Genomic DNA, 12,856 nt, shown 5'->3' on the forward strand with positions numbered 1-12,856 from the left:
GTCGAGATGTAGGGCCTTGCACAGGCTCGAGAGGGGACGGCCTCTCTTGATTTGCCTGACTATGTCCCGCTTTTCTTCTAAGGTGTGTTTCATTATTGCACTGTTTTTATTGGGTTTTTTGTCCAACTTTTTGGGGGCACTTCACTTTCGAGAGGGGAGGTCTGGATGGTATTTTTGGGGGAGTATTTTTTTAAGATAAATCTTGTTGTAATTGCTTTTTTCGAAATTCCAAAGGTGACATTTTGTAATGGCAACGAAAGGTTCGTACCAGATAACAGGAGTCTGTGTATCCCATTTTTGCAGCTATTTCTTTTATACTCATGGTTGTGTCTGTCAATAGATTTTCGACTATTTTGAGTCGGTTTCTGATGATATACTGTTGCAGGTCTTCTTGAAAATGCTGTTTAAAATACTGACCGACGTATGTGGAAGCCATGTTGAATTTCTTGCAGAGTGCTTTAGTTTTCAGAAGTTCGGGTTGATAGATATGTTGCTGAATGTATTGTAACAAGTACATTGCTTTGTCGGGCTCTATCGAGGCAGAGGTGTATTCGGCCGAATTTTCCTGCATGAAGTGGCCGGCTACGATGACGAGAATACTGTTAAGCCATTGTTGTAATATGTAGTTTGAGTATTTTCTTGTATGGGATGCTTCTTGCCCGATGTGCCCGAACAGGGAACGGACGATTGTTGTGTCTTTTTCGTCGAGTGTTATTGCACACTGTTTGAGTGATGTATAAAGTGATTGTTCTATTTGTTTGCCGAGATAGTCTGCTGCATAATGCGGGGTGAAACGAATGAAGATGTATTCGCAGTGCGTGTCAATGGTGAAACGGTGAACTGTATCGGGCGGAATGAGGAAGAGTGCATGGGATTTGTAGTTTGTTTGTTGTACTTTGAAATCTCCTTCTTTTACATAAAAAGAACCGCTGCCGGACTGTACATAGACCATTTCGAAGAATGAATGTTGGTGTTCGTCTATAGGGAATTTTGTGTGCTTGCGGGTCAAGACTTCTACTGGTTGATATAGATTTTCTTTCCACATATTGTAATACTACAATTTATTCATGCGAAAATACAATAATATTGCTTTTGTACGTACTACTTTTACTTAAAAAATAATTGATATGGGATTAAGAGATAAAGTAGTTGTACGATTTAAAGGAGATGTTTTTATGAAATGTGCGAGTTTGTTTTACGTTTTTTTGATTTTGTTTAGCGGTTTGGCGTGTTCGGCTTATGCCCAGCCTACAGGAACGAGGCTAAAAGGTAAAGTTGCATTGATAACCGGAGCGGCATCGGGCAATGGAAAAGCGATGGCAGCTTTGTTTGCTTCGGAAGGGGCGAAAGTGATGATTGCCGACATTAATGNTGATAGATGTTACTCTCGACATGTATGGCAGGATAGATATTCTGGTGAATAACGCGGGGGTGTTTGATGAATTGGTCCCGGTCGGTGAGGTTAGTGATGAATTTTGGGATAAGGTGATTGCTACGAACTTGACGGCTCCGATGCGAGGCATACGTGCGGTTATTCCTGTCTTTGAAAGACAGGGTGGCGGTGTCATTGTCAATACAGCTTCTATTGCCGGATTGACAGGAGCGAGAGGCGGAGGGGCGGCTTATGTAGCTTCTAAACATGGACTTGTGGGGTTGACCAAGAATGTGGCTTTCAATTATAAAGAGAAGAATATCCGATGCAATGCGGTGGCTCCCGGACGGGTGAATACCAATCTCCGGGCCAACAGCGAAAAACTGATAGGTTCGAAAACGACGCGTGATGCTACTATCGATAATTGGAAAGTGATAGAGGATAAGGTACACGAAGGGTATATTACGAATATGAGAAAGTGTTCTCCTGAGGAGATTGCAACGGTAGCTTTGTTTCTGGCGTCGGATGAGGCTTCGTTTGTAAATGGCTCTATATTTACGGTCGACGGGGCGTGGACTTCTTATTGAGTGGTGTTTTTGGAGATTGATAAATCCAATTTTTGCCCTGTATGAGAGATATTCTGAATTATTGTTTGAGTCGTGAGCGGGAATATGATTGTTACAGTTCGTATCTGATTTTGCTATTCCGTTGTTTTTCCGGTTTGATGATGATTCCGTATGGTTATGGAAAGATCGTTGATTATGACCAGTATGCTGCTGACTTTTTTGGCGACCCGCTTGGTATCGGTGATTTGCCTTCTTTATGGCTGACTATTTTTGCACAGGTCGTATGTCCGGTTACTTTGATTTTGGGATTCCAAATGAGAATTTCTGCGGGTATTTTGGCTTTCAACATGTTGGTTGCGGTAAAATATCATTTTTCCGACCCTTTCAGTATAAAAGCGTTGCCGATGTTGTTTTTGGGTATATACGTGATTTTGATATTGTGGGGTGCGGGTAGGTATTCGATGGACTTTTGTTTCTATTCGTCGGGGGGTAGACGTTTTCTTTCGCGAAGTGAGAGATGGAGTATATGTTGTGTGGCTGTTGCTTTTGTGATTTTATGTGTTCTTTTTGCAAATATCGTTTCCGGTTGGATTGTTGCTGTGTTGCTGATTCCGGTTATGGTATTGTTTATATCGGGTTATTATATTTTGAGATATGAGTAAGTTTACTATTGTCGGGCATGCTTCCATGTTTTTGGCTAATGCTTCGTGGGGGCTTATGTCCCCTGTTGCAAAAATAGTCATGTCTGGTGGAATTGTAGCGCCTCTTATATTGACGGATATGCGTGTATTCGGTGCTATGGTCCTGTTTTGGGTTGTATCTTTTTTCCGAAAGCCTGAACGGGTGGCTCCGCGTGATATGGTTAAATTGTTCGGGGCTTCGTTATTGGCTATCGTATTCAATCAGGGGTGTTTTATCTTCGGGGTGGGATTGACTTCTCCGGGAGATGCGTCTATTATAACGACGAGTATGCCTTTATGGGCTATGATCCTTGCGGCTTTTTTCTTGAAAGAGCCTATTACGGGCAAAAAAGTGACGGGTATTGCTTTGGGGGCGACCGGTGCTCTGTTGTTGATTCTGGGTAGCAATCAGGGAACGACCAGCGGGAATAACAGTATCTGGGGTGATTTGCTGGTACTGCTGGCGCAATTGAGTTATGCGCTTTATATCGTGTTATTTAAGAATTTTGTAACTCGGTATTCTCTTATTACTATCATGAAATGGATGTTTACTTATGCATTTATTTGTATTTTGCCGTTTTCTTATGATGATTTGATTGTTACGAACTGGAACGGCTTGGATTTGCAAGCTATCGGGGCGATATGTTTCATTGTCGTATGCGGTACGTTTGTCAGCTATATGTTGATTGTGGTAGGGCAGAAGCGCTTACGCCCTACGGTTGCGGGTATGTATAATTATATTCAGCCTTTGGTGGCTTGTATCGTGTCTGTGTATTTGGGTATGGATTCGTTCAATTTCGTGAAGGGAATTGCAATCGTATTGATTTTCGGTGGTGTATATTTGGTAACTGTTAGTAAAAGTCGGGCTGATATGGTGGTTTGACGTCTGTATGGCTGTTGCTTGGAATGAAATAGATTTTTACGGATCTTGTTTTGCTCAATAGGGTTGCTTTTCAACTTGGGCTGCATATCTCCCCGTCACCTTCGTCGGCCTCTTACGAGATGTATGGGTTGGGATGAGATGTTTTTTGTCGGCTTTGTGTGGCTGTTTTTGATTTGGGAGGCAGTGCGCGGACGTGACACACCCCCTGCCCCTCTCGAGAGGGGAGGCTGTGATGCTGTTTTCTATTTGATAATGAGGAGTTTAGTGTGTATGTTTCCCCTCTGGAGAGGGGATAAAGGGGTGTGTTATGGTGAGATGTGCGGGTTAGGTTGAGATGTTTTTTGTCGGCTTTGTGTGGCTGTTTTTGATTTGGGAGGCAGTGCGCGGACGTGACACACCCCCGGCCCCTCTCAAGAGGGGAGGTTTGGAATTCTGTTTTCTATTTGATAATTAGTAGTTTAGTGTGTATGTTTCCCCTCTGGAGAGGGGATAAAGGGGGGTGTTACGGTGAGATGTGCGGGTTAGGTTGAGGAGTTTTTTGTCGGCTTTGTGTGGCTGTTTTTGATTTTTAGGTAGCTGTGCGCGGACGTGACACACCCCCTGCCCCTCTCAAGAGGGGAGATGGGGAAAGTGACCTTTTTGTTTGAAAATGAGTAGTTTGAGTGTAATGTTTTCTCTCTTTCGAGGGGAGATGAGAGTGAAGTGTTATCGGTTAAAGTAACGGATTTTTCGTTTTATCATTTGGTTGAAACTTTTTTTGTTTAGTAGTTCTTCCAATGTGAGGTGCATGCGGTATCTCCAGTAATGACGGGAGTTTGCGGGTATATTGATGCGTTCTTCCTGCGGGTTTTGCCGGCGGATAGTCCCGTCTGTGGACAGCCAGTCTTGTAGTGGCAGGATGACCCACATCGATGGTGATTCCAATTGCATGTCTATGATTTTTTCGCATATCCAGGGTTCGCAATATGTGGGTGCTTCTCCTTGGAGGTGGAGTACGTGATTGTAGAATTGCTGGGTTTGTTCCCGGTTTTCTTCCCACCATGCTCTTAGTGTGGACATGTCGTGTGTGGATGTCGTACAGACGGACAGGTATGGGTAATGCCATGTATCGGCAAAGTTGTGGTTTGCTTCTTTGGGCATGCGTTGTATTTCGAGCGAGAGTATTTGTAGCTTATGCATCACTTCGGGTACGCAGTGGGGTATCATGCCGAGGTCTTCTCCGCATACGAGCATCCGGGTGGATGAGATGAGGGGAGGGAGTTTTTTGAGTGCTTCTTGTTTCCAGAATTCGTCGTGCCGCTTGTAGAAGAACTCGTCGTACAGGCGGTTGAAGCACCATTTTTCATAATCGGACAGGGCTTTGTACCCGTATGTGTATTGTGCGGATATGCGTGGATGCCAGTGGTTTTTGCGCTGGGGGTCTTCGAGGAACAGCACGTCGGCAACGAGGGCGAACAGGCCATTGCGGATTGTCGTCCTCCGGGTCTCGTCGGGCTCTTGTTCCATGAGCTGTTCTATTTTGCGCTGGGTGTTTACTTCGGGCAGCAGGGTGTATGAGCCGTCGTGTTCTCTGACGAGGTATTTTTGCATTACTTCGTCGGCGTATTGGCCGAAGATTTCGCCGAGCATGTACGGACGGATGTATGGGCGTGCGTGCCGGTAGGGACTGAAGTAGAATCCGTAGGATTGCATTTCTTCGAGTGTGTAGGGCAGCGCGGGGTTGAAGTGCCCCATGAGTCCTTGTACGGAGTATTCGGGTATTTGCCAGATGCGGAAAAAGCCGAGTATGTGGTCGATGCGGTAGGCGTCGAAGTATTCTGCCATTTTGCGGAAGCGTGCTTTCCACCAGGTGTAGTTGTCTTTTTCCATAACGGGCCAGTTGTAGGTGGGGAATCCCCAGTTTTGCCCCATGACCGAGAAGGCGTCGGGCGGGGCTCCGGCTTGTGAATCCATGTGGAACAGGGTGGTATGGCTCCATGCGTCGGCGCTGTGGCGGCTGATGCCAATGGGTATGTCTCCTTTGAGTACGACTCCTTTTTTGTGGGCGTAGTCTCGTGTTTCTTTTAATTGCCGTGCCAGATGGTATTGTACGTAATAGGTGCGTGCTATGTCATCGTACCAAATGTTTCCGGGGGCACAGAATTGTTGTATGCCGGCTTTGTCGTATGTGGAGTGTTCTTTCCATTGTGTGAAATCGGGTGTCCCGTACCGGTCTCTCAGGCAACAGAAGGCGGCATAGGGTATGAGCCATTCTTTGTTGGCCGCAAAGAAGGTTTTGAATGCTTCGGATTCGAGGGTTTCTTTTCCTGTTTCCGAGAAAATGGCTTTGATGTATGCTTCTTTGGCGAGGGATACTCGTTCGTAGTCTATTTCGGAAAGGGCGTTCAGCTCTTTTTTCAATTCTTCGTATCGTTGCATCGCATCGGTGTCTTTCAGTGTGCCGATTTCTTCGACGCGGAGATAGTTGGGATGCAGTGCGAATATGGAGTTTGCGTTGTAGGGGTAGGAGTCTACCCATGTGTGTGTCATTGTGGTGTCGTTGACGGGGAGTATCTGTATGATGCGCATACCGGTTTCTGCAGCCCAGTCGACCATTTTCCGCAGGTCGACGAAGTCTCCGATACCGAGGCTTTGTTCGGTGCGGAGGGAGAATACGGGTATGGCTACTCCTGTTCCTTTCCATCCGGGAAGGGGGTTGTGCAGGTGCATCCCGGATATGACGACGCATTCGTTGTCGGCGAGCAGGGATATGTTGACTGTGCGGTTGTCTCCGGTTTCCCAGCCTATCAGGGTATTGTCTGATTTTTTGAGGATGACGAATTTGTACTCGTAGGGGAATGTTATGTTTTCTACGGGTATGGAGATGGTCCAGAGGGGGTATGCGCTATCGTCCAGAATCTTCGGATTTGTCACGTCCCAGCCTGAGCTGCGGTCGACAATGGCGACTACCTGGTCGGGCAGTATGGTCGGTGCCCAGACTTTGAGTGTCAGTGTTTTTACCGGGTAGGGTTTCAGCTCATGGGTGTTGTTCCGCGAGAAGATACCGTCGACGAAGGCTGAGGAATAGAAGGATTTGTCTTCGGGTTGCTCGTTCCAATGGTCGTACACCAGGCAGTGCCGGGTTTTGTTTTCGGGGTATAGTGTGCGGTTGTCGCCCCACTCCCGGTTTATTACATTGTCATATTCTTTGACCAGGTAACGGTATTCGAAGGGGATATCGTCTTGTGATATTTCCATCTCGTATGTCCAGCGTCCGTTGCCGTTGTAGCGCATCGGCACGGCTTTGTTTTCGTCGAAGTTTCCCAGGGTATCGGGGCTTCCTGTCAGGTATAGGATTTGTCCCCAGATTGTTTGGTATTCTATATTGAATATGACTTTCATAAGATATAAATTGTTAGTTATTAATCTACATGGTACGGACGCGATGTTGGTTTCCGTCCCATGAAATTAATGAATTTTTTTTAATAAAAAAAATGTGCCAAAATTTTTAGTGTTTGCAAAAGAATTTTTGTTTCAAAATCTAAGAGCTTGGCTGAATTTTCCGATAGGGGAATTATTATCCGGCTCGGGCAAAATCCGGACAGGCTCTATATTCCATACCTTTTTTTAGAACAAAGATGTGTGCTTTTTGGTTCGGTTTTTTTGTATGAAACGGCTTTTTGCGGTCGTTGTATTCCAGCTGTTTTTCCGAAGGGGGGGCAGGGGGGAAGGTTTTCTGTTTTTTTGTCCTGTTTTTTTTCGGGATTTTTGTTACATTGTGCTCAAAATTGTCTTTGTGGGGAAAAGGAGCAGTGTTTTTGCCGAAAAGAGCATGTTTGTGAATTTTTGTGCGCTTATTTTTGCATTGTCGACGGATATTTTTTTGATGTTTATTTTTTATGGTATAATATATAATATAAATCTAATCATATTTCATGAAAAAAAGAACAGTTTTTTTGGGGCTTGCTGTTTTTTTACTCGGATTGGCAACCGGGTGCAGTAAGGATATAGATGATTATCCTAAGTCAAATTTGAGGGCTATTTCTTATTTTTCGTTCAAGCCGTATCATAATGCCGATAAGAATGTTTTTGTGGAGCATGTGGGTGAGATTGATGAGGTGAATAAGGTGATAAGGGTGGTTTTGCCTCCGGATGTGGTGTTGACGGGGTTGCGTCCTTATATCGAGTTGTCTCCGTGGACGACGGTAACGCCGGGCAGCTTGACTCCTATGGATTTTACTTCGGAGTCGGTGGATTTCGAGGTCCGTGCCGAGAGCGGGAAGGTGGCTGTGTATTCGGTGGTGAGGGAATTGACTTATGTGTATACGAAGGCTGAATTGTATTCGGTGAGTTTTCCTGATTTTCGGGATGAGACGGGTGAGGTGCTGAGGCGTGTGTTTCCTAATTTCAGCAATAATTCGGCGGTTACCGTAACGGTGCCGGAGGGTACTGCACTGGAGCGTATTCTGGTGGAGCTGGAGCTTTCTGCTGCTTCGCAGAAGGCGTCTGTCGAGGTTTGTGATGATGGGTCTGAGACGGAGTTTGTGCCTTTTTCGGGGTCGGGATATGTTGATTTTACGCATACTGTTATTTTTCGGGTTACTCCTGAGTCGGGCAGTGCTGTGAATTACAGGGTAACGCTGGCTTACCCGGAGGAGGGAGAGGGGCTTTGATTTTATAGGGGGCTTCTGTTTTTTTCTCGACGGGGGCCGGTGTGTGTTTTTTTGAATCTAAGTATAATGATAAACATATAGGATGATGGTTTTACGTGAAATGATAGGACCGAGGATAACTTTGTTGTTATTGTTTTTTTCTTTTTCGTTGTTCCTGTATTCTCAGGGGCGTGTGGTCAAGGGGGTTGTGACGGACAGCAACGGCCCGTTGCCGGGTGTGAATATCACGGTAAGGGACAGCAAGGCGAGGGCTGTGACGGATATCGACGGGAGGTACAGTATCGATGTCGCGGCGGATGGCGTGTTGACTTTTTCGTTTACGGGGTATGTGAGTTATAAGGCGGATGTCAAGGGGCGCAGTGTCATCGATGTGGTGATGAAGGAGTCGTTGCAGGAGCTTGACGAGGTTGTTGTGGTCGGTTATGGAACGATGAGGAAACGGGATATTACGGGGGCTATTACTTCTGTGGGTGCTGCGGACTTGATAAATAATGCGCCTACGAGTGTGGCTACGGCTTTGCAGGGCAAGGTGGCTGGTCTTGAGATACTTTCGTCATCGGAGCCGGGTGCTACGTCTACTTACCGTATACGGGGTGCCTCGACGATTAGCAGCGAGGGTTCTAACCCGCTTTTTATCGTGGACGGGATGGAGGTGGATAATATCGATAATATCAATCCTCGTGATATTGCTTCGGTGGAGGTGTTGAAGGATGCTGCTTCGGCTGCTATTTATGGTTCGAAGTCGGCTAACGGCGTGGTCATTATCACGACTCGGCAGGGGACTTCTTCTACTCCTCAGGTGTCGGTGTCTTATTCCGTGAAGCAGTCCCGTATTTCGCATAAGTTGCCTCAGATGAACCGTCAGCAGGGTATCGATTATGAGATTTTGCGGGCTTATCTTCAGAATAGCGAGCCTTCTGCTTTTTCGCGGGATACGCTGAACCCGTCGTTTACGTGGGATAATAATTACCAGGATATTCTTTTCCGGAATGCTTATACTCATCAGGTGGATGCGAGTATTTCGGGAGCCGAGAAGAAATTGAAGTATTTTTTGAGTGCGGGGTATTTGAGTGACGAGGGTATCCAGCTCAATTCGTACAACAGGCGTATTACTTCCCGGGTGAATGCCGACTATGCGGCTACGGAGCGTTTTACGGTGGGTACGCGTCTTTCTTTTACGACGGGGAACAACCGGATGACGCCTTGGGGGGGACGGAGCAATATATTGTCGCGTCCGGCGAGCATGGCTCTGATATTGTCTGACGGTACGTATGCTCCGGTGGTAGCCAATCGTACTAATCCTCTGGCTTATACGATGTTGTGTAAGAATGACAATAAGTATTATGATGTGAATTTCAATGGTTTCATGGAGTATAAGATTATTAAGGATTTGAAGTTCAGGACGTCTATTGCCGCGTCGTTTTACCAGAAGAATTTCCGTTATTTCCAGCCTGCTATTTTGGTTGCGTCCCAGATACCGTCGTCGAAGAATACGCACACGACTAATTTTAAATGGACGCATGAGGATATCTTGACGTATAGCAGGACGTTCGATGATGTGCATTCGCTTTCTGTGCTGGGTGGTTTCAGCATCCAGCAGTATTCTTCGGAGTATGTGAACTTGTCTGTTTCGGATAATATAACGGAGGCTGTGGAGACTTCTTCGGGTTTCGGGACGGTGGATATGGAGGATACGAAGCATGCTTGGACGGCGAATCGCATGGCTTCGTGGTTCGGGCGGGTGTCGTACAGTTATAAGCAGCGTTATTTGTTCAACTCGAACATCCGTTATGATGGTTCGTCGCGTTTCGGGCGTGCAAACCGTTGGGGGCTTTTCCCTTCTGTGTCGCTCGGGTGGCGTTTTTCGGACGAGGGGTTTATGGACTGGTCTGATGGTTTCTTGAGTGATGCGAAGTTGCGGTATAGTTTCGGGAAGACGGGGAACCAGACGGCGGGTGATTTTGCGGCGTTGTCCCAATACTCGACGGTGGCGTATGTGGATTATATCGGTATCATGCCTACTCAGCTTGAGAATGACTTGCTGGGCTGGGAGGATACGAAGCAGCATAACGTGGGGGTCGACTTTTCGTTTCTGGATGGGCGTATCAATTTTAATTTTGATTATTATAGGAAGCGTACGAGTCATGTTTTGTTTAACATGAAGTTGCCGGGTACTACGGGTTTTGATAATTCTTATTCTAATATCGGTGCGGTGAGGAATAGGGGGTATGAGTTCATGATTTCTACGAGGAATATCAAGACGCGTGATTTCGAGTGGACTACGACTTTGAACATTGCGGTGAACAAGAATGTGATAACGTCGATTCCGAGCGAGGCGGTGCAGATTGTGAATGATGTGTATATTTTGGATAATGGTTATACGCTGGGTACGATGTATGGGTATAGGGCTCGTATGATTTTTCCTTATGACCAGTCGAATGCTTTTACTCCTGAGTGGGTGCAGCTGACTCCTGTATTTGATGAGAAGGACCGCTTTGTGAAATACCAGCTTAATGGGCAGGATTATACGGGGGAGGTGAAGCAGTTGCGTTACGGGTCTCCTACGGGCGAGGTCTTCAAAGGGGGTGATGTCATGTGGGACGACTTGAATGGCGACGGGGTCATCGATGAGGCTGACCGTCAGGTGATAGGGTGCGGGCAGCCGGATTTTATCGGTGGTTTCAGTACGGATTTCAGGTATCGGAATTTTACCTTGTCGGCGTTTTTTTCTTTTGCTATCGGGGGTGACGTGTATAATAATTATGAGAGTTCGCGCTCGGATCATAAGTGGAGTTCTCTGACTATGGCTAATCCGGTGAATGTGGCTAATTCGTGGAAGGCCCCGGGTGATATCGCGAAGTATCCTCAGCCTTCGAGTGCCCGTAGTACGGTGGATAATACGCGCAAGGCGAGCAGTCTCTGGATAGAGGACGGGTCGTATATCCGCTTGAAGAACATCAAGTTGGAGTACCGGTTGCCAGACAGGTGGGCGAGTGCGGCAAGGATGCGTTCGGCGTCGGTAAGCCTTATGTTGCAGGACTTTTTTACGTGGACCAATTATAGTGGTTTTGACCCGGAAATCCCGTCTTCGGGGTATACTGTCGGGTATGATAATAATTCTTATCCCAAGGCGAAATCGGTGCTTCTGGGTATTAGTCTGAACTTTTAAACAACACGGAGGTATGAAAAAGATAGTTGGAATATTTTCACTGGTTTTGCTGATGTCTTCTTGCTTGAATGATTTTCTGGAGATAGAGCCTTTGAATACTGTATCGACGGAGATATATTGGAAGACGGAGAATGATGTGCGGGCGGCATTGAATGCGGGTTATGTGCCATTGAAGGATGCTTATAAGAAGGGTTTCTTGAACTGGTACGAGGCGAGGTCGGATAATTTTATCGGTTCGTCGGGGGGTACGAATCCGTATCAGAATGTTTGTTTCAACAAGCTTACGGCGGCGTTGCCTTCGTGTGACTGGAATGCTTGGTACAAGTTGGTGTCGGTGGCTAATTATGCGATTTATTATATTCCGCGTATGGGTGAGGTGATGGCTGAGAACCGGCGCGACCATTTGTTGTCGGAGGCTTATTTTTTGCGTGCGTATGCTTATTTCAATTTGTATAAGATATGGGGGGATGTCCCTCTGGTTTCCCAGCCGGTTTTGAAGAAGAGCGATGTGTATAAGCCTGTGCGGTCGTCGAAGGAGAGTATCATGGAGCTGATAAAGGGCGACTTGTCGGAGGCTGCGAGGTTGGTGGATGATTCTGAGACGGAGCTTTATATTTACAGTCCGGGTGCTTTGTATGCGCTTTGTACGGAGGTGGCGATGTGGAACGGGGATTATGATGGTGCTATCGGGTATTCCCAAAGGTTGTATGACTTGAATGTGTATACGCTGGAGGGGACTGATTTCAAGAAGGTGTGTGCTGACCCTAAGACGACGGATAATATATGGACGTTGAAATGGTCGTATGTGCTGGACGGTGCGAACAGCATAGTGACGACTTATGTGAATAGCGGTAATCTGCTGGTACCGACGAAGGAGATTCTGGAGAAGTGGAAGGAGTGGGGCGGTGCTGATGATGTGAGGCGGCCTGCTACTCTGGATACGACGAAGATTACGGCTTATCGTGATAATCATATCGTGCGTATGCCTGTGGGCTGCCAGATATGGAAGTGGTCGCCCGGTGAACGGCTGGGGGAGACGGCTTACCGGGATTGTTATATTCCTATTTACCGTCTGGCGGATATCGTGTTGTTGAGGGCGGAGGCTCTGAACCGGAAGGGGGACTACCAGGGTGCTATCGATGAGATGAACAAGGTGAGGAGACGGGCCGGGCTTGCGGAGAGGTTGTTGTCTGACTATACGGTGAGCGGCGGCGGTGTGGACTGGTTGCGGATAGAGGATGATATTCTTCAGGAACGGCAGTTCGAGTTGTATGGGGAGGGCAAGCGATGGTCAGACCTCATGCGTACGGGTCGTCTGGAGTCGGTGATGAATGCTTTTTATGATGGTTATATCACGACTTACGGGGGCAGGGGCTTTATCCGGTATACGGAGGAGTGGCAGCGGTACTGGCCTGTTTCTCAGGATATATTGAATGAGAATGACAAGCTTGTGCAGACGGGAAATTATTGATGTTGTTTTATGTATATAAATGGTAGGTTTATGAGAGGGTTTATGAAATGTGTGGTATATCTG

7 protein-coding genes and 1 pseudogene are annotated in these 12,856 nt (G+C 46.7%); 6 read left to right on the forward strand and 2 right to left on the reverse strand.

Annotated features, from left to right (window positions below; genetic code table 11):
- Nucleotides 1-190: 190 nt before the first annotated feature.
- Nucleotides 191-1,045: a helix-turn-helix domain-containing protein gene (locus BN2628_RS16290; RefSeq protein WP_021929337.1), complete on the reverse strand. Its 855-nt coding sequence runs from the start codon at nt 1,043-1,045 to the stop codon at nt 191-193.
- A gap of 130 nt (nt 1,046-1,175) precedes the next feature.
- On the opposite strand from BN2628_RS16290, the pseudogene BN2628_RS16295 reads away from it, so the two are divergent.
- From BN2628_RS16295 to BN2628_RS16305, 3 genes and pseudogenes are all read left to right on the forward strand, one after another.
- Nucleotides 1,176-1,959 (forward strand): annotated as a pseudogene (locus BN2628_RS16295) (SDR family oxidoreductase).
- Between the two features lie 41 nt (nt 1,960-2,000).
- Nucleotides 2,001-2,600: a DoxX family protein gene (locus BN2628_RS16300; protein ID WP_021929335.1), complete on the forward strand. Its 600-nt coding sequence runs from the start codon at nt 2,001-2,003 to the stop codon at nt 2,598-2,600.
- On the forward strand, nt 2,593-3,501 hold the full coding sequence (locus BN2628_RS16305) for a DMT family transporter (RefSeq protein WP_055100103.1): 909 nt from the start codon (nt 2,593-2,595) through the stop codon (nt 3,499-3,501). Before BN2628_RS16300 ends, BN2628_RS16305 begins: the two co-directional genes overlap by 8 nt.
- A 705-nt stretch (nt 3,502-4,206) precedes the next feature.
- Here BN2628_RS16305 and BN2628_RS16315 read toward each other — a convergent pair.
- On the reverse strand, nt 4,207-6,882 hold the full coding sequence (locus BN2628_RS16315; protein WP_055100114.1) for a 4-alpha-glucanotransferase: 2,676 nt from the start codon (nt 6,880-6,882) through the stop codon (nt 4,207-4,209).
- A 533-nt stretch (nt 6,883-7,415) separates the two neighbouring features.
- On the opposite strand from BN2628_RS16315, the gene BN2628_RS16325 reads away from it, so the two are divergent.
- The 3 genes from BN2628_RS16325 to BN2628_RS16335 all read left to right on the forward strand — a co-directional run bounded on the left by BN2628_RS16325 (nt 7,416) and on the right by BN2628_RS16335 (nt 12,793).
- Entirely contained in the window at nt 7,416-8,153 is a 738-nt protein-coding gene (locus BN2628_RS16325) for a hypothetical protein (protein ID WP_021929332.1), read from the forward strand.
- Nucleotides 8,154-8,235: 82 nt separating this feature from the next.
- Entirely contained in the window at nt 8,236-11,322 is a 3,087-nt protein-coding gene (locus BN2628_RS16330) for a SusC/RagA family TonB-linked outer membrane protein (RefSeq protein ID WP_055100127.1), read from the forward strand.
- 13 nt (nt 11,323-11,335) lie between these two features.
- Nucleotides 11,336-12,793 carry a RagB/SusD family nutrient uptake outer membrane protein gene (locus tag BN2628_RS16335; RefSeq protein ID WP_044229019.1) on the forward strand — a complete coding sequence of 486 codons (1,458 nt, stop codon included), beginning with the start codon at nt 11,336-11,338 and terminating at the stop codon, nt 12,791-12,793.
- Nucleotides 12,794-12,856: the final 63 nt, after the last annotated feature.

The sequence above is a fragment of the Gabonia massiliensis genome (assembly GCF_001403595.1).
In the GTDB taxonomy this organism is placed as follows: domain Bacteria; phylum Bacteroidota; class Bacteroidia; order Bacteroidales; family Coprobacteraceae; genus Coprobacter; species Coprobacter secundus.